We start from the raw sequence: 17,481 nt of genomic DNA on the forward strand, positions 1-17,481 counted from the left end.
CGGCCGCAAGGACCGTGCTCAAAGGCCGGACATATGGACGCAAGCGATCGAAAACGACGCAAAACAACCGTTGCAGGCAGGGCGCCGTCCACATATGGATCCTGGGGTCTGCGCTGCGTCGCTTCGCTCCTTGCTCCGCCCCAGGATGACGAGGAGCGGGGTCGCTCACTCCGCTGCCTCTTCGATCTTCTCCATATCGTCGTCCGACAGGCCGAAATGGTGGCCGATCTCGTGGATCAGCACATGGGTGACGATGTCGCCCAGCGTTTCCTCGTTCTCGGCCCAGTAGTCGAGGATGGCGCGACGATAGAGGGTGATGCGGTTCGGCCCCTCGCCGGTCTGCGGATTCCAGCGCTCGGCGATGCCGCGCCCCTCGAACAGGCCGAGCAGGTCGAAGGGCGTTTCCAGCGAAAGGTCGTCCATGATCTCGTCGGTCGGGAATTCGGCGATCTGAATGACGATCTCGCCGGTCAACTTGCGAAAGTCCTCCGGCAGATGGGCATAGGCCTCCAGCGCCAGGAGCTCGATTTCCTCCATCGTTGGCGAAAGCTGGTCGTGCCAGATGCGTGTTTGGTAGATGCGAGCCATGCTTTGTCCTTTGATCCCGGCATATAGGCTTTCAGGCCGGACTCGGCAAATGGTCGGGCTGGAGTGCTCGTGCCATGCCCCCACTACAGGAATAAATTCCCCATGACTCCGCTTGACTCTTCGGGCGACCTCTGGAATCCTAGAGAACATAACAGGAACAAGTGTGAGTGGAAGCTGACCGTCATGGCGACAAGCGCCGTGGCGCGGGAGACTGTTTTTGCCCTGCGCCGCCAGATCGCGAAGATCGAAGGGACCTTGCCCGAGCGCCTGGAGGCGCCGGCCAGTTCGTCGTTTGACGCGGATGTCCCTCGTCAGAGTCTGACACCCTCTCGGCATCCGACACCCGCTCGGAATCTGACCATTGTCCGGCGCGGCCTTGCCGTGGCGCCGCCCGATGCGTTTTTGCGCACCGGCGCCGAGCGCCTCGATGCTGCGCTGAGCGGCGGCCTGCCGAAGGCGGCGGTGAGCGAGTTTCATGGCGCCGCGACCCGCGATGCCGGGGCCGTTGCCGGTTTTGCCTTGTCGCTCGTCAGCCTGATCCTAAGCCAGGGGCCGCGATTGCCGGTGCTGTGGATCGGCACATCAGAGGTTTTCCGCGAGGCCGGCTTTCCCTATGCCAGGGGGCTTCACGCCTTCTTCGGCATCGAGCCGGAGCAATTGCTGTTTTCCGAGGCGCCAAGGCTGCTCGATGCGCTGTGGATCGCCGAGGAGGCTGCCCGGATGACGGCGCTGGCCGCCGTCATCCTCGAAATCCGCGGCAGCCCGCAGCGGCTTGACCTCACCGCGACGCGGCGGCTGCACGCCCGCGCGCAGAGTGCGGGCCGGCCGCTGTTCCTGCTGCGCCAGGCCGGCGAGCCCGAACCGACGGCAGCGCCCGTCCGCCTCATCCTGTCGGCGGCACCGGCGGCAACGCGTAAGACGCTTGCCGGGCCGCTCGCCGGCTCGATCGGCCGACCCGCCTTCACCGTCGCTATCGGCAAGAGCCGCACGGCCTTGCCCGGAAAATTCACACTGGAGTGGAACCCCGATGAACGCATATTCGAAGAAAGACGGGGCGAGCAAGGAAGGTCTCAGGAATGGACCCCAGAACGGCCAAAGAATCCTATCCCTGTGGTTTCCGCATCTCGCCGCCGAGAGGATCCTGCGGCAGCGTCTGGGGCGGTCCTGGCGTTCCCGGCCTTCGGATCACCTGCCGCTGGTGATCAGTCACCGCGACCGGAACGCCCAGCGCATCGCCGCCCTCGACGAGCGGGCCGAGGCGCTTAATCTGAAGCGCGGCATGGGCATAGCCGATGCACGCGCCATGCATCCCTCGATCGACATCGTGGAGGCCGATCCGGAGGCCGACCGGCGCCTGCTCGAAGGCCTCGCCGACTGGTGCGACCGCTATACCCCGCTGGTGGCGCTTGACGGGACCGACGGCCTCTATCTCGACGTCACCGGCTGCACCCATCTTTTCGGCGGCGAACGCTCGATGCTGGACGATATCCTGTCGCGTTTTTTCCATCAGGGCTTCGATGTCCGCGCCGGGCTTGCCGCCACGCCTGGTGCTGCCTGGGCGGCGGCGCGGTTTGCTGGCGACCGCATCGTGCCCGATGGTGAGGAGGAAGCGCTTCTCGCGCCCTTGCCGCTGGCGGCGCTGCGCATCGACCCGGAGGTACGCGCCAGCCTCGAAAGCGTCGGCCTGCGCACGGCGGGCGCCGTCATGGCGGCACCGCGCGCGCCGCTGGCCCGCCGCTTCGGCGCATCGCTGCTCTTGCGCCTCGACCAGGCGCTTGGCCGCCTCGAGGAGGCCGTGTCGCCGCGCCTGCCGGTGGCACCGCTTTCGGTCGAGCGTCACCTTGCCGAGCCGATCATGCTGACCGAGGACATCGAGCGGCTGACCGGCATGCTGGCGACCACCTTGAAGAGCGACCTTGAGCGTCGCGGCGAAGGCGCAAGGCGGCTGGCGCTGCTGCTTTTCCGCGTCGATGGCGGCGTCAGCCGCATCGCCGTCGGCACCTCGCGGCCTCTGCGCGAGCCGCGGCTGATCCAGAAATTGTTCCACGAAAGGCTTGCCGCGCTCGAACAGGATATCGACGCCGGCTATGGCTTCGATCTCGTGCGCCTTTCGGTGCTGACCGCCGCCGCCTTCGACATGCAGCAGGCCGACCTTGCCGGCGAGACGAGCGACGACGGTGCCGATATCGCGCTTTTTGCCGACCGCATTCGCGCCCGGCTCGGCGAAGGCGCGGTCTTGAAGCCGGTCGCCGTCGAGAGCCATTTGCCGGAGCGCGCCGTCGCCACCCTTCCCTTCACGGAGGCGCCGCAGAGAAGCTCGCCGCCGAAGCAGCCGGACAAGGCGAAGGACGCTCCCACGACCGTCTTCCAGCCGGAACGGCCGATCCGGCTTTTCCGTTCGCCCGAGCCGATCGAGGTGCCGGCCACCGAAATGCCGGAAGGCCCGCCTTTGAACTTCCGCTGGCGGCGCGCGCTCTACCGGGTCGCGCGCGCCGAAGGGCCGGAGCGCATCGCGCCGGAATGGTGGCGAGGGGCGGCGGGACGAGAAGATGCCCCGACCCGGGATTATTTCCGCATCGAGGATGCCGACGGCCGCCGTTACTGGCTCTATCGCCAGGGCCTTTACGGCGCCTCGCAGCCCTCGCCGCGCTGGTTCATGCATGGGATCTTCGCATGAATGCGCTGACGGCCAACCCCTATGCCGAATTCGGCATCCAGTCGAACTTCTCGTTTCTGCGCGGTGCCTCGAAACCGGAGGAGTTGGTGGTCGCGGCAAAATTCCTGGGGTTTTCGGCGATCGGTCTCGCCGACCGCAACACGGTGGCGGGCGTGGTGCGCGCCTGGCAGCAGGCCAAGGTGGAAGGTGTTTCCTATCATCCCGGCTGCCGCCTGGTTTTTTGCGACGGCACGCCGGACATCCTCGCCTACCCGCAGGACCGCAAGGGCTGGGGGCATCTCTGCCGCATGCTGACACAGGCCAATCTGCGTGACGAGAACGAAAAAGGGGCGACGCTCCTCAAACAGAGCGATCTTCTCGAATGGGGCGATCTCCTGTCGCTCGCCATACTGCCGGATCTGTCGGCGGACGCGGAAACCAGCCTCGCACTCCTTAGCCGGCTCAAGGATCGTTTCGGTGAAAACCTGCGGCTTGCGGTTTCGCCGGATTACCGCGGCAACGACCGCTTCCGTATCGAGCAGGCGGCGGCGATGGCGGATCTGGCCGGCATCCCGTTGATGGCGACCAACGATGTTCTCTACCATACGTCGGAACGGCGCCCGCTGCAGGACGTGCTGACGGCGATCCGCCTCAATGTGCCCGTCGCTGAGGTGGGGCTGGAGCTGGCGGCCAATGCCGAGCGTCACTTAAAGCCGCCGCTGGAGATGGCACGGCTTTTCCGCAGGCATCCGCAAGCGCTGGCGGAAACGCTGCGTTTTGCCGGCGAGCTGACCTTCTCGCTCAGTGACCTGCAATACAACTATCCCGACGAGCCGACGGAATCGGGTCTTGGGCCTCAGGCCGAACTGGAAAGGCTGGCCAAGGAGGGAGCCGCCATCCGCTACCCCTCGGGCGTGCCCGCTTTTGTGACGCAGCGCATCGAGGAGGAGCTCGCTCTGATCGAGCGCCTGAACTACGCGCGCTATTTCCTGACTGTCCACGACATCGTCAAATTCGCCCGCAGCCAGAACATTCTCTGCCAGGGGCGCGGCTCTGCCGCCAACTCGATCGTCTGCTTCTGCATTGGCATCACCGAAGTCGGCCCGGACAAGATCGAAACGCTTTTCGAGCGCTTCATTTCCGAGGAAAGAAACGAGCCGCCCGACATCGACGTCGATTTCGAGCATGAAAAGCGAGAGGAGGTCATCCAGTACATCTATTCCAAATACAGCACCAAGCGCACCGCGCTGGCCGCCGCCGTCGTCAGCTACCGGGGCCGCTCGGCGATGCGCGAAGTGGCCAAGGCGATGGGCCTGTCGGACGACGTCCGGGGCGCGCTGTCCAGTTCGATCTGGGGCTGGTCGACCTCGGAGCTCGGCGAAAAGGAGACAAAGGCCGGCGGCCTCGATCGGACCGATCCATCGACAAGGCATGTGATCGAATGCGCCAACGAGATCATGGGCTTTCCCCGTCATTTGTCGCAGCATGTCGGCGGTTTCGTCATCACCCGGGACCGGCTCGACGAGATCGTGCCCATCGTCAAGACGGCGATGGACGAGCGCAAGATGGTCGAGTGGGACAAGGACGATCTCGACGCGGTGAAAATCCTTAAAGTGGACGTGCTGGCGCTCGGCATGCTGACCTGCCTGCAGCGCGCCTTCACCCTGCTCCAGGATCATTATCCGCAGGCGCGGGACGAGTACGGCCTGCCCTATGTGCTGGCCACTCTGCCTGCCGAGGACAAGCATGTCTACGACATGATCTGCCGTGCCGACACGATCGGCGTCTTCCAGATCGAATCGCGCGCGCAGATGTCGATGCTGCCGCGGCTGCGGCCGAAAAGCTTTTACGACCTCGTCATCGAGGTGGCGATCGTGCGGCCCGGCCCGATCCAGGGCGACATGGTCCACCCTTATCTGCGCCGCCGGCAAGGCAAGGAAAAACCCGAATATCCCAAGCCGGAACTGGAAAAAATACTCGGCAGGACGCTGGGTGTGCCGCTGTTCCAGGAGCAGGCGATGAAGATCGCCATCGTTGCTGGCGGCTTCAGGCCGGGCGAGGCCGATGAACTGCGCCGCGCCATGGCGACATTCAAGCGCACCGGCACGATCGGCAATTACCGCAAGAGAATGGTCGACGGCATGGTCGCCAAGGGCTACGAAAAAGACTTCGCCGAGCGCTGCTTCAAGCAGATCGAGGGTTTTGGCGAATACGGCTTTCCCGAGAGCCACGCCGCCTCCTTCGCCCTGCTGGTCTATGCCTCCTGCTGGTTCAAGACCTTCTATCCCGACGTGTTCTGCGCCGCGATCCTGAATTCCCAGCCGATGGGGTTTTACCAGCCGGCCCAGCTTGTCCGCGACGCGCATGACCACGGCGTCGAGATCCGCGAGGTCGACGTCAATTTTTCCGGCTGGGATTGCGCCTTGGAGAAATCGCCTTTCGATCCGGATCGTATCCTTGACCGCCATGCCCAGATGCGCGGCGTCATCCGGACCAGCCATGCCGTCCGGCTCGGCTTTCGCCAGGTCAAGGGCCTGTCGAAGGAGCGCATGGAAGCGTTTGTGTCGAGGCGCGGCGCCGGCTATGCATCCATACGCGACGTCTGGCTGCGCTCGGGCCTCAACGTCGACGAGATCGAAAAACTGGCGCAGGCCGACGCTTTCCGGTCGCTTGGATTGAACCGTCGCGACGCTCTATGGGCGGTCCGCGCGCTCGACGGCAAGAGTGCCGCCGAAAAGCTGCCGCTGTTCGACCAGCCGGCGATCCGCTTGCGCGATCTGGAGCCTGCAACCAGGCTCCCGACAATGCCGCTCGGCGAGCACGTCGTCCACGACTACCGCTCGCTTGGCCTGTCGCTGAAGGCGCACCCGGTCGCCTTCCTGCGTCAAAGGCTGGATCGTTCCGGCGTCACGCCCAATGTGCGGCTCGGCCAGGTGCGGGACGGCCGGCGCGTTTCGGTCGCCGGCCTCGTGCTGGTGCGGCAGCGGCCGGGCAATGGCAAGGCGATTTTCCTGACGCTGGAAGACGAGAATGCGGTCGCCAACATCATTTTCTGGGAAAGGACTTTTGACCGCTTCCGCCCCATCGTCATGGGCGCGCGTCTCATCCGCGTCACCGGCAAGCTGCAATCGGAATCTGACGTCATCCATATCGTCGCCGAGAAGGTCGAGGATCTGACGCCGTGGCTGTCGGTGCTGCTTGAACAGGCAAGGCCCGCGGACAGACTGTCGAGCAGTGCAGACGAGGCTCAGCCTGACACCATCGCGCAAACGGAACTATTGGGAAAGGCGGAGAAGGTCATGCCCAAAGGGCGCAATTTTCAATAGAGGCGCGAAAGATCGCGACGGAGCGGCTCTGAACCGCAGCACTCAGGGCGTTCCACCCAGGCGCGGCGGCGGTGGCATGGCATCATCTATGGTGATGACACGCGCTTCCGATGGCAGCATGATCGGAATGCCGTCCCGCACCGGATAGGCAAGCTTTGCCACCCGCGAGATAAGCTCGCCGCGCTCCGGATCCCAGGCGAGCGGCCCCTTGGTCAGCGGGCAGGCCAAGAGTTCCAGCAGCTTGGGGTCGACGGTCCTGTTCCCGTCACGTCCATCCGCCATTCGATCCATCCTTTCCACAAGGCAATCGGTTAAGGTTTCGAGCGCGGACTTCCCCTTCTCCCCCTTGTGGGAGAAGGCAAGAACCTACTGCAAACTCGAACCGAAATCCTCATTGTCGCGCGCCAGCGCCATTTCGGTGATGGCGATCAGGGTCTCGGCGCGTGTCTTCAGATCGGCCGCTTCGAGCAGCGCCTGTTTCTCGGCCGGCCCGTAGGGCGCCATCATCGACAGTGCGTTGACCAGCATGGCGTTTTCGGCGCGGCTGACGCTTTCCCAGTCGGCCTCCAGATCGTTAGCCTGCAGATAGGCGCGAAACGCTTTGAGCAGCGCCGGCCGGTCGATCTCGGCGTCTGCCTGCTCCTCGTCGAGATCGGCGAGAAAGGGTGCCAACCGGCACTGCCGGAACGGTGTTTTGACCGTGAGCTCCTGGACAATACGGAACCGGCACACGCCCTGCAGCGAAATCAGGTAACGGCCGTCGCCGCTCTCGGACAGCGCAATGATGCGCCCGGCGCAGCCGACATTGCAGAGCTCCGGCTCGCCGTCGGGACGCAGCGCACCGTTAAGGCTGGGCTGGATCATGCCGATCAGCCGCGGCCCGGCGATCGCCTCGTCGACCATCTGCAGATAGCGCGGCTCGAAGATGTTGAGCGGCATGCGGCCTCCCGGGAGCAGCAATGCGCCCTCAAGCGGAAAGATCGGCATGGTCGACGGTAAGTCCGCAGCGAGCCGGTAATGCGCGTTTCCCGCCTGCACCTCAATCCTCCGATCGCTTTGTCAGGAAGCGCACAAAATCCGTCTCCTCCCGGCCGCACAAGGCGCAACACCGGAAACCTGAAATCGAACGCCGTCCGAAAACCTAATCTGGCGCAGCCGCGGCCTACCGCAAGCCCGCGCGACAAAACAGTCTGCGCCGGCTCAGGAAAACAGCAGCGACGACAGTTTGCGCCGTGCCGACAGCGTTGCTTCGTCGGTCATGCCCCATGCCTCGAAGAGCTGCAGCAACTGGGTTCTGGCGCCGTCGTCGTTCCACGAGCGGTCGGCCTTGATGATCGCCAGCAGATTGTCGGCCGCCGCCATGCGATCACCCTTGGCGTTCTGGATCATGGCAAGCTCGAACCGTGCCTGGTGATCCCCGGGATTTTCGGCCAGCCGCCGTTCCAGTTCCGCCGGATTGCCGAGCACTGCTGCTTGCGCGGCGAGCGCCATCTTGGCCCGCAGCGCGGCGAGCTGGGGCGCATCCTTCTTTGCTTCCGGCGCCCGCGCCAGCACCGCCTCGGCACCTTCGGCATCGCCGGCCTCGAACAGCAGATCGCCCAAGCCAGCGATCGCCTCGATTGTCTCCGGCGCCTGTTCCAGGATGGCATCGTAAATGTCGGCCGCCGTCTGCACGTCCCCGGCGTCGCGCGCTTCGGCGGCCGCGGCCAGCGCCTCGGCAACTTGCGGCGCACCGCCGTTCTTGCCGCCGACCTTTTGGATGAATTGCGTGATCTGACTCTCGGGAATGGCGCCCATGAAGCCGTCGACCGGCTGGCCGTCCTTGAAGGCAATGACCGCCGGTATCGACTGGATGCCAAGCTGGCCGGCGATCGATGGATGGTCGTCGATATTCATCTTGACCAGCTTGACCTTGCCACCGGCGGCTTTCACCGCCTTCTCCAGCAGCGGCGTCAATTGCTTGCAAGGGCCGCACCACGGCGCCCAGAAATCGACCAGCACCGGCTGGTGACGCGATTCCTGGATCACGTCAGCGGCAAATCCAGCGGTCGTTGTGTCCTTGATGACGTCGGCCGGCGCCTCCGCAAGCGCGACCTTCTCACGCGCGGCATCGGTGCCGCCATATTGCACGGTGGTGGCATACCGGCCGCCATTGCTGCCAAATGGGCCGCCAAAGGGGTTGCTATCACTCATCTCGTCGCCTTTCGGTCGCGCCGCCGGCCAAGGGACGGGCGCAACATCCTTCTTTAGAACCCGGTTTCAGTCACCCATGTGGCGATCATGCCGAGACTTTCAAGATAACAGCATCATGTCCGGTTGCCTCGACGAATTTGACCAGGTCCGCGGCAGCGATGGAAGTCGTCGCTTCGTTGGTCAGCGGGTGGGCATTGACCACCGCATGGCTCATCAGCTCCTCGTCCAACACGACCTTGACCCTTCGCTCGGTGTCGTTGATCAGCCCGAACACCGTGACCGCGCCCGGGACGACGCCGAGAAGCTCCATCAGCATCTCCGGCCGGCCGAAAGACACGCGCCCCGCAGCGCCGATCAGATGGTGGATCTGCTTGAGATCGACCACCGCCTCCTCGTCGACGCTGACCAGGAAGAAATTGTCCTTCTTGTCCTTGAGGAACAGGTTCTTGGTGTGGCCGCCGGCAATCTCGCCGCGCAGCGCCTGCGAATCGGCGACCGTGAACAGCGGCGGATGCCGCCGCGTCGATACCTCGATCCCGAGTCCGGCAAGAAAGGCGAAAAGTTCGGCTTCGGTCTTCGGCATCGGTCTTTCTTCTGATGGCCCGCTTTCAACGGCTTGTTCGGCTAACGCCGTTTACGGCCAATGATGCGGCCAAGACAAGCCCGTCGCGCAACGCGGGGGTGATTGCCTTGCGACGTCCCGAGGAGCGCTTCTCCGCATTGCCGGCGAAGCAAAAAGCCTGCGAATTCCCTGTTGCAATCGCCGCGCTCTTCAGCCATATAGGCGCGGCTTGCGGCCCAAAAGCCGCGCGAGCGGGTGTAGCTCAGGGGTAGAGCACAACCTTGCCAAGGTTGGGGTCGAGCGTTCGAATCGCTTCACCCGCTCCAGTTTCCTTGAGGGGAATCAAGCGATTAAGAGGCGCCTTTCGGGGCGCCTTTTGCTTACGTGGCGAAAAGAGTGTCCCTGCCATGGCGATGCGCGGAAAGCCGCGCTGTGACCAGCAGGTGTCGCAGCTTTTCTATTCCGTTGTGCTAGCTTTTTTTCTGCGCCGAATAGTGTGCGACTGCGCGACGGCCATTTTCAACTCGGGCGTGATCTCCAACGGTGCATTCTCTGCCCCATGTTGGTTCTGTAGCCCCTGGACCTGGACGGTCGGAAATGGGAGTTCGATGCCCTGCTCCTTGAAGACCTGGCGGAGGCGTACATAGAATTTGCGTTTCATACCGAAGGCGCCTCCCGGCTTGGTTGTGGCCTTGACCCTCAATACGATGCCGTATTCGCCGAACTCCTGTACGCCCTGCATCTTGATCGGGTCGAGCACCCAGTGTTTGAACTCGGGATCTTCCGCCAGTTCGAGGCCGATCCGCTTGATCAGCTTGCGAGCGAAGTCGATATCGGTGTCATAACCAACGGTGATGTTGAATTTGTCGATAACCCAGTCACGGCTCTGGTTCTGGACTGCCCCGAGTTCACCGAAAGGTATCGTGAACAGCGGACCACGATGGTGGCGCAGCTTCACCGAGCGCAGCGAAAAGCTTTCCACAGTACCCTTGTAATCGCCCGATGAAATGTATTCGCCAACACGGAACGCATCATCGAGCAGAAAAAACACGCCTGAAATGACGTCCTTGACAATGGTTTGTGCCCCAAAGCCCACGGCGACGCCGACGACGCCAGCGCCGGCGATCAATGGGCCGATCTGGATACCCAGCGAGGCGAGCATCATAAGCACCGCCATCACGATGATCGATGCGAGCAGAATATTCTGGAGGATCGGCAAGAGCGTGTGCAGCCGTGCCTGCTGCGGATCGAGGATCGGGACGTCCTCGTCGCTGATCACAGGGTGCGGTGTTTCTATGCCCAGCTTTCGTTCGATCAAAGCTTTGATGATCGACCAGCCGAAGTCGGCGGCGAGGGCAATGACCACGACATTGATCAAGCCGCGCAATATGAACGTCGTCGTCGTATCGCTGTCCCGCATGGATTGCATGTCCAGACCCCAGACACGTGCGAGAAGGTAAGCCGCCGCCAGGATGAAAATCATTCGGATTCCGCGATCGATGACAGCGATCGTCACCGCCGGGATCGTGGGCCGGCCGACATCTTCCGAACCTGGCCGCAGAACGAAATTAACCCCGCGCTGCGTCACCACGATTGCCAAAGGCAGGAAGAATGCGGCGAAGGTGAACCAGAAGTATGTATAAAGGCCAGCGATACGCTGCAGGAACAGGACGACGAAATAAGCAGTCAATAGCCATGTCGCTTCCGTGTAACCGATGTGGCGCGCACCGTCTCGCTGCGTTCTTGGCCGACGCCAAATGGCAAGCAGCAGGAGCAACAGCAGCACGAAATCGGCGCCCAGTGACAGGACCATCATTCCGTCCTGATCGATGCCGAGACCTGGCAAGAGGATAAACGCGGCGCCGAAGAAGGCGAAGACGCCGACGATCCGGGGTAGCCAATAGGACCAATGGTCAGCCGCTTCGTTGGTGATCGGCAAAGCACGAACCTCGACGGCGTTCTCGACGTTCATGAAGGAAGGGACGAGCATGGCCATGACGTACATGCGCACACCCCATGTAACGACTGCCGCCATCAGAAATGTCAGTACAATCTCGCGGATAAGCATCGGCCAGTCGAACAACATGAACGCGCCGGCGCTGCCCAGTGCGAAAGAGACTATCAGCATGCTGGAATAAAGCAGGCGGCCACCAATCTTCTTGGCTCGCCCAACAGGCGTATCCTTCAGTTGCGCGATAATCCAAAGACGAAATGGACGGGTGAGCTTGAATGTTGCCCAAGTGAGTGCCAGGCCGGCAGCGATGAACATTGCAATCAGCACAAATACGCCGGCAGGCCCCTTGCTGGACATATCCTCCATCGTCTCTGCCCGAACGCGCGCGAACTGGCCTGGCAGCAAGGGCAAAGTTCGCACGATTCTTTCGATATGATGCCTGATCCCATCGAGCGTCGAGGATGCCATCGTATTCATCTGGCCTGGTGCGGCCACAGCGCCGGACGATGCGTCGGTCGGCGAAGCCCCTCTCTCGGCGGGCGCTCCCGTTGATCCGGCGTCCTGATTTCGCTGTTCGGCCACCCAGGCCTTCACTGACGGATCGTCGAGAAGCTCGAGCAGCTGTTTGACCCTTTCAGGCGGGACGGTCGCCGGCGCCTGCGCCTGCGCCTGACCAGCCAACAAAAGGGCGATCCCAAAGACGAGCGGCCTGGCAATCAGGGCAAACATCGCAGTCAGGTCTCCGAGACGCCGTGCCGGGCGCGCCAGGTTCCTGGCGCCCAATCGTCGAGTCATGAGTGGCATCGTGCTGTTAACCTTCCGGTCAGATCGGCGAGCAACGACATCTATGTCCGTTGTTGCCCTACCTTGAAGAAACCGATGTTGCGGTGCAAGACGTCATCGTTCCGAGCCAGACCGTTGCGCCGGGTACTTGGCGGTGTTTATTTAGCCGCGGGGGCAGGACATTCCGACCTCGTCCCAGGCCTCCGGCCGTTCTATGGACTGGGCATCGACGTTAAATCTCAGGAACTGATTTCCTGAGTTGACCAGGACAGACCTTTGGCGGTCGCTCGGTGGTCAACTGCTTCGCGCACCGCTGCGGACATTCGAAACCATGATGTTGCTTGAGATGAAATGCGCTTCCGGGTCGGCACTGCCATGCGGCAAATCAGGCCGGGAGCCGCCACATTCGCACACGACCTGTACCACGCAATTCCGTTTCCTGGAGTGGGTCGCAAGCAAAATTTGGTCCAAGCAGTTGATGAGTTGCATCCGAAATACGGATTTCATCGGGCTCCGCGGACGTTTGGATACGTGCGGCGAGATTAACGGTGTCGCCCCATAGGTCATAGGCAAACCGCCTTTTGCCTATGACGCCCGCCACGATTGGTCCTGAGTGAATTCCAATTCTGAGTCTTATCGGTTCTCCTGCGAAGCGTTCGCGCTTAACCGCCTTCCGCAGTTCAAGTGCATAGTGCGCAAGGGCTTCCGCATGATCGGATCGCGCGGTGGGCAGGCCAGCGACCACCATCACACAATCGCCGATTGTCTTGATCTTTTCGCAGCCGTATCGCTCCGAGAGCAGATCCGCCGCCTTGAAGAAGTAATTTAAAATAGCGAGCGTCGTCACGGCTCCGACGCTCCGCGCTCTTTCCGTAAAGCCGACGATGTCGGCAAAAAGCACACTCACCTCCGCATGGTTGTCTGCAATTTGTTCGTGCGCTTTTAGCCGCTCCGCGATCGACGCCGGAAGAATGTTGAGGAGTAGGGCTTCGGCGCGCTGGTATTCACGCGACAATCCCTCTTGGCTCGCCCTCAACGCCTCGTTTGTCGATTGTAATTTCTCGTTGAGTTGACGCTCCCTCTCTTGCAGAAGCGTCATTTCATAAGCCTTCTGTTGAAGCCGCTGCCTATTGTCGCGTTCGGCAGTGGCGTCAAGAAAGAGCAGCCACACGCAGGCATTGTCAGCAAAAAGATGGAGGTCCGCGACACGCCCGCTGGGCAGTTCGACCATGGCCATATCATATGGAAGCTCCGGGCAGGGCAACAAACCTTCCATGAATTCAAGCTGCTCGGCAACAGGCTTACCTATGCGAACTGACGAGAGTCCGTAATGGTTAACGTTACCGCCCTTCGCAGCTATGCAAAGCTGGGCGTCGATTTTCAGATATGCGACCGAGCGCTCGTTGTAGAAGAAATCGTAAATCCAGCTTTTAACTTCTCTTGGCAAGACATTCATGGTTTATTTGCTAACCATCGAAGCAAGTTGACGAAACGCATCATCAACATGTTCGCCCGAAAGCGCACTTGTTAGATAGATTTGCCATCCAAGTTGCCTCAGTTCGTCAATTTCACTATCCGATATTGCCCACCGATCGGCCAGATCGGATTTGTTGAACAGCAATACAAACGGCATAGCGCCGAATTCAGCCTCGGCCCGCTCGCGCAACGTGAGCGCAACGGCAAGAGTAGCAGCGCGTGTTCCATCGACGACAAGCACGAGCCCACTCGCACCTCGCACATAGCTGACGCGGAATGAGCCGATATCGTCTTCGCCGGCCAAATCCCACAAAATCAGATCCACGGTTTTGTCCGGGAATGCGACACTCTTCTTGTCGATTTTCACTCCCACCGTGGTCAAGTAGGTTTCTGAAAAGATGCTTTGCACAAACCTGCGAACCAGACTCGTCTTTCCGACAGCGAACCCGCCCAACATGCAGATCTTCTTTTGCAATATCCTGGGCTCCGCCTAGTGGAAGTTTACCGTAACCGAAACTCTGCGGTTGGCGGAGTTCCCGGTTCGGCTATTTTCAATCTCCGCTGGCTCAAAGGTGCCCGCGCCGCGAACCAAGAGCAACTCCGGATCGACGCCGCGCTTCTTGAGAAGCGCACGAACTGTCTCCGCGCGCGCGGCGCTGATCGACAACTTGGCCGTTTCACGGCCCGTCTCGTCCGAATGGCCGGTCAACATGAACTGTGCTGTTACGCCTGCCTTGCGGGCGTCCTCGGCCAATTCCTTCAACTGATTCGCCAATTTGTCGAGAACCGGCAGTTGCTCTGGTCCCGGTACAGCCTTGCCAGAATCGAAGAAAATGTTGACCGCTTGAATAGCCTCCCTCAAATGAGTGAGTTGCGGAGGGGTCAACTCACGCAGCTCGGAGAGTTCTAGAGAGAGTCCGTCCGCGGACAGCTGTTGGGCGGCGACCCGCGCCCGATCTATCCAGGCGGCAGGAGCTTCACCCTGGGCAACGATGCGATCCTTGATGATCGAAAGCCGTACTGAATCCGGCGGAGTCAGCGACGCCATCAGCCGCTTCACCACGAACTTCGGATCAAGGCTTTGATAGAATTGCCACTGTGAATGAACGCGAGCAGGATCGACCCCTGTTCCGGACAGCAGAGCCTTCGGGTCGGCGGCCTGCGGGTCTCTCAGGCCGGAAATATAGAAATGTCCCCCCCTCGCCGTTTGTTGGGCGACGATGATTCCCGCTTGGGCCTCCAGTCGCGACACATAAGTCTGCCAGTGCTCCGCCGCGCGAGCCTCGGGGCTCACATCACGAACCTTGGAGATGTCGAATTCCGGTCCGCCTGCCGAGAGCTGTCGGGCCGCTGCGCGTGCGCGGTCTATCCAGATGTCGGGAGCCTCACCCTCGGCAACGATGCGATCCTTGACGATCGAAAGCCGTACTGAATCCGGCGGGGTCAGCGATACCATCAGCCGCTTCAGGACGAACTTCGGATCAAGGCTCTGATAGAATTGCCACTGCGAATGAACGCGGGCGGGATCTACCTCCGTTCCGGACAGCAGAGCCTGCGGGTCGGCGGCAAGCGGGTCTCTCAGGCCGGCAATATAGAATTGGCCATCACGCACCTTTTGTTGGGCGACGATGATTCCCGCTTGGGCCTCCAGTCGCGACACATAAGTCTGCCAGTGCTCCGCCGCGCGTGCTTCGGGGCTCACATCACGAACCCTGGAGATGTCGAATTCCGGTCCGCCTGCCGAAAGTTGTTGGGCCGCTGCGCGCGCCCGATCTATCCAGGTGTTGGGAGCCTCACCCTCGGCAACGATGCGACCATTGACGATCGAAAGTCGTACTGAATCCGGCGGAACCAGCGACGCCGTTAGCCGCTTCAATACGAACTCCGGATCAAGACTCTGATAGAATTGCCACTGTGAATGAACGCGGGCGGGATCGACCTGCGTTCCGGCCAACAGCGACTGCGGGTCGGCGGCAAGCGGGTCTCTCAGACCGGCAATATAGAATTGGCCATCACGCACCTTTTGTTCGGCAACGATGATGCCCGGCTGGGTCCCCAGTCGCGACACATAGGTCTGCCAGCGCTGCACGGATTGCCAGGAAAGAAAGAACCAACCGCCTGCCGGAATCAAAACCAGCAGGACTGCAGCCACGACCAGCCACGGAAATCCCTGGTTTGATTCCTCCTGCTTCAGTTCAACGCAGGTCTGCAACTGCGTCTCTACGCCGGCCAACTGCGAACTGTCGCCGTCAAACTGCTCTAGAGCCTGTGAGCATTCATCATGGATGCGAAGCAATACATCGCGAATTATTTCATGTAATTCCTCCGGCGGATTTCCCCGGATCACCGCAACCAAGGTCGCAAACGGTCCAACTTCCGACCAGAGACGAAGCTCTCCGAAACGAATGGTATCCAGGCCGCTCTGTTCTTTCTCGTTAAATGAGTCTTTTACAAAATCTTGAATTGCACTAAGCATAGAAGAAATGAGTTGAGGATCTTCGCTAGTTGCATTATCGGCAGTTACATGCGCTATCAAAAGCCCGGAATTGCGATTGATTAGAAAGACGTGTTCTACACGATAAACAAGAGAATGCTTAAGAACAACTTCTGAGAAGTTTGCTCCTGTTCTCCAAGCTTCAAGTCTCCACTTGAGCCCATGCCAGGTAAATATATGTCTTAAAGTTTCATTCAACGATTGAAAGGTCTGGTCGATCTTTTCGCCGATCGACTTGCGAATAGCCGGCAGAAACACCGGGTACAATATATCCGTCAGCGTACGCGGGCTCTTCTGGATGGACCGTTGCACGGCCCTCTCGACAGCTGGCGCAAGGGCCTCTCCGAGTTGCGCATGAGGCGCACGTGCGGCTGCACTGGGGAGAACGCTCCCCACTGCAGCCGCAAGCTGCTCGGGTTCGTCGAGCAGGTGCGTAACTCGTGAAAGCTCCGAAATTTCGCGGCCGACCAGCAACTGGCGCAGCGTTTCCATGCGGGGGTCGGCGGTTGGGATTCCGTCGAGACGCGCACGATAGTCCGGATCAACGTTCCGGGCAATTTCGATCAAAAGGCGAGCCAGCGCCTCGCGATCAATCTCTGTATCGTTCGAAGCTGCTCTTTGAGGGAGGCTGATTGGGTCGACAGTCGACGTCAAGTTCCGATCAACTCACTTTCCAGGTACGCTCCGAGTTGTTCTTGCTGCCGACGGGATCCTGATTTAGACATTTTGCAACCTCAACAAACAGGCCAGCCAAAAGATTTCGGTCGGTCTTGACATTGCCAAGATCGGAAAACATTTTCTCCATCAGCATCTGAATGCTTTCATTCTTTTGCTTGATTTCCTCACGCAGCAAATGATCGTTTCGATTTATCCGGTCCGCAACTTCCCGCTCAAGCTCGCTCAACTGATCCGACAACGCGCGCACCTGCTTTTCGAGCGCCTGATTTTGCTCGCGAAGATTCCGATCAATCTCCTTATCGGCGTCGGCTCGCGCGTCTTTTTCGTTCCGCAATTGCGCCGCAAGCGAGTCAACCTGCTTCTTTGCATTTGACTCGTACATTTCAAGATTGCGCTTGGCCTCGGATTCGACATCCTTGAAGCGCTGCAAGACCCGTTCTTCAAGCTTGGAAAAGCGGCGGTCATAGTCCTGCATCTGGTTGCCGAACAGCAGATCACGTATCTTGTCGACACCTACAGCGTCGCCGGGGGCTCCGCTCTCGCGAGCCTGGCCCGCCATGAAGGTCAGCCCGCTTCCGTCTGCATTACTTGTCAGATTTGCGTCCGCTTTATTTGCCGAAGAAGCGGTACTCGAAGATTCCTTGGCCATCCCATGCCCCTTCTTTTGAACATTGCCACAGCGCTAATTTAGCAACTGGTAAACTTGCCAGTAAAATTGTCGACCCGCAAGCCGGAATCTTCGCGGCTTAAGTCGGTTCGAACGTCCCCATT

Annotated in this window: 13 protein-coding genes and 1 tRNA gene; 4 read left to right on the forward strand and 10 right to left on the reverse strand. The window is 60.8% G+C overall.

The annotated features are described in order from the left end of the window. Positions 1-165: 165 nt before the first annotated feature. A complete protein-coding gene (locus NKJ15_RS24010) occupies positions 166-588 on the reverse strand; it encodes a metallopeptidase family protein (protein ID WP_023680515.1) in 423 nt (140 codons plus the stop codon). 183 nt (positions 589-771) lie between these two features. On the opposite strand from NKJ15_RS24010, the gene NKJ15_RS24015 reads away from it, so the two are divergent. From NKJ15_RS24015 to NKJ15_RS24025, 3 genes are read left to right on the forward strand one after another with little or no spacing between them, the layout of a single operon-like run. After that, positions 772-1,854, forward strand: a complete 1,083-nt coding sequence (locus NKJ15_RS24015) for an ImuA family protein (RefSeq protein WP_352817962.1) — start codon at positions 772-774, stop codon at positions 1,852-1,854. Then, positions 1,787-3,265 carry a DUF6504 family protein gene (locus tag NKJ15_RS24020; RefSeq protein ID WP_352748944.1) on the forward strand — a complete coding sequence of 493 codons (1,479 nt, stop codon included), beginning with the start codon at positions 1,787-1,789 and terminating at the stop codon, positions 3,263-3,265. The genes NKJ15_RS24015 and NKJ15_RS24020 overlap by 68 nt, the downstream gene beginning before the upstream one ends. Beyond that, positions 3,262-6,570 carry an error-prone DNA polymerase gene (locus NKJ15_RS24025; RefSeq protein ID WP_352817964.1) on the forward strand — a complete coding sequence of 1,103 codons (3,309 nt, stop codon included), beginning with the start codon at positions 3,262-3,264 and terminating at the stop codon, positions 6,568-6,570. The genes NKJ15_RS24020 and NKJ15_RS24025 overlap by 4 nt, the downstream gene beginning before the upstream one ends. Positions 6,571-6,612: 42 nt before the next feature. Here the strand turns inward: NKJ15_RS24025 and NKJ15_RS24030 are convergent, their stop codons facing one another. The 4 genes from NKJ15_RS24030 to NKJ15_RS24045 all read right to left on the reverse strand — a co-directional run bounded on the left by NKJ15_RS24030 (position 6,613) and on the right by NKJ15_RS24045 (position 9,346). After that, positions 6,613-6,852 (reverse strand): Trm112 family protein, encoded by a 240-nt coding sequence (locus NKJ15_RS24030; protein WP_023675986.1) that lies wholly within the window; start codon positions 6,850-6,852, stop codon positions 6,613-6,615. A gap of 84 nt (positions 6,853-6,936) precedes the next feature. Beyond that, positions 6,937-7,608, reverse strand: coding sequence for an LON peptidase substrate-binding domain-containing protein (locus tag NKJ15_RS24035; RefSeq protein ID WP_352470870.1), 672 nt, complete (start codon positions 7,606-7,608; stop codon positions 6,937-6,939). A gap of 162 nt (positions 7,609-7,770) precedes the next feature. Then, positions 7,771-8,763, reverse strand: a complete 993-nt coding sequence (trxA, locus tag NKJ15_RS24040) for a thioredoxin (protein WP_352458335.1) — start codon at positions 8,761-8,763, stop codon at positions 7,771-7,773. 85 nt (positions 8,764-8,848) lie between these two features. Next, positions 8,849-9,346 carry a prolyl-tRNA synthetase associated domain-containing protein gene (locus tag NKJ15_RS24045; RefSeq protein ID WP_352458336.1) on the reverse strand — a complete coding sequence of 166 codons (498 nt, stop codon included), beginning with the start codon at positions 9,344-9,346 and terminating at the stop codon, positions 8,849-8,851. Positions 9,347-9,576: 230 nt separating this feature from the next. Here NKJ15_RS24045 and NKJ15_RS24050 point away from each other — a divergent pair. Next, positions 9,577-9,651 (forward strand) — tRNA-Gly (locus NKJ15_RS24050). 131 nt (positions 9,652-9,782) lie between these two features. Here the strand turns inward: NKJ15_RS24050 and NKJ15_RS24055 are convergent. From NKJ15_RS24055 to NKJ15_RS24075, 5 genes are all read right to left on the reverse strand, one after another. Further along, positions 9,783-12,008: a mechanosensitive ion channel family protein gene (locus NKJ15_RS24055; RefSeq protein ID WP_352817965.1), complete on the reverse strand. Its 2,226-nt coding sequence runs from the start codon at positions 12,006-12,008 to the stop codon at positions 9,783-9,785. Positions 12,009-12,447: 439 nt separating this feature from the next. After that, positions 12,448-13,518 carry an adenylate/guanylate cyclase domain-containing protein gene (locus NKJ15_RS24060; RefSeq protein ID WP_352614629.1) on the reverse strand — a complete coding sequence of 357 codons (1,071 nt, stop codon included), beginning with the start codon at positions 13,516-13,518 and terminating at the stop codon, positions 12,448-12,450. A gap of 3 nt (positions 13,519-13,521) precedes the next feature. Then, the gene (locus NKJ15_RS24065; RefSeq protein WP_254818889.1) at positions 13,522-14,013 is read right to left on the reverse strand and encodes a Rab family GTPase; all 492 of its coding nucleotides are present in this window, start codon (positions 14,011-14,013) and stop codon (positions 13,522-13,524) included. Between the two features lie 15 nt (positions 14,014-14,028). Next, complete coding sequence (locus NKJ15_RS24070; RefSeq protein ID WP_352817967.1) at positions 14,029-16,686, reverse strand: OmpA family protein; 2,658 nt, start codon at positions 16,684-16,686, stop codon at positions 14,029-14,031. A 7-nt stretch (positions 16,687-16,693) separates the two neighbouring features. Further along, positions 16,694-17,359, reverse strand: coding sequence for a DUF3450 domain-containing protein (locus NKJ15_RS24075; protein ID WP_352817969.1), 666 nt, complete (start codon positions 17,357-17,359; stop codon positions 16,694-16,696). Positions 17,360-17,481: the final 122 nt, after the last annotated feature.

Source organism: Mesorhizobium sp. M0207, from assembly GCF_040321995.1.
Classification (GTDB): Bacteria; Pseudomonadota; Alphaproteobacteria; order Rhizobiales; family Rhizobiaceae; genus Mesorhizobium.

Coding starts and splice junctions, on each gene's coding strand:
- NKJ15_RS24010 (WP_023680515.1), bottom strand. CDS start 588: ATGGCTCGCATCTACCAAACACGCATCTGGCACGACCAGCTTTCGCCA.
- NKJ15_RS24015 (WP_352817962.1), top strand. CDS start 772: ATGGCGACAAGCGCCGTGGCGCGGGAGACTGTTTTTGCCCTGCGCCGC.
- NKJ15_RS24025 (WP_352817964.1), top strand. CDS start 3,262: ATGAATGCGCTGACGGCCAACCCCTATGCCGAATTCGGCATCCAGTCG.
- NKJ15_RS24030 (WP_023675986.1), bottom strand. CDS start 6,852: ATGGCGGATGGACGTGACGGGAACAGGACCGTCGACCCCAAGCTGCTG.
- trxA (WP_352458335.1), bottom strand. CDS start 8,763: ATGAGTGATAGCAACCCCTTTGGCGGCCCATTTGGCAGCAATGGCGGC.
- NKJ15_RS24045 (WP_352458336.1), bottom strand. CDS start 9,346: ATGCCGAAGACCGAAGCCGAACTTTTCGCCTTTCTTGCCGGACTCGGG.
- NKJ15_RS24055 (WP_352817965.1), bottom strand. CDS start 12,008: ATGTTTGCCCTGATTGCCAGGCCGCTCGTCTTTGGGATCGCCCTTTTG.
- NKJ15_RS24060 (WP_352614629.1), bottom strand. CDS start 13,518: ATGAATGTCTTGCCAAGAGAAGTTAAAAGCTGGATTTACGATTTCTTC.
- NKJ15_RS24075 (WP_352817969.1), bottom strand. CDS start 17,359: ATGGCCAAGGAATCTTCGAGTACCGCTTCTTCGGCAAATAAAGCGGAC.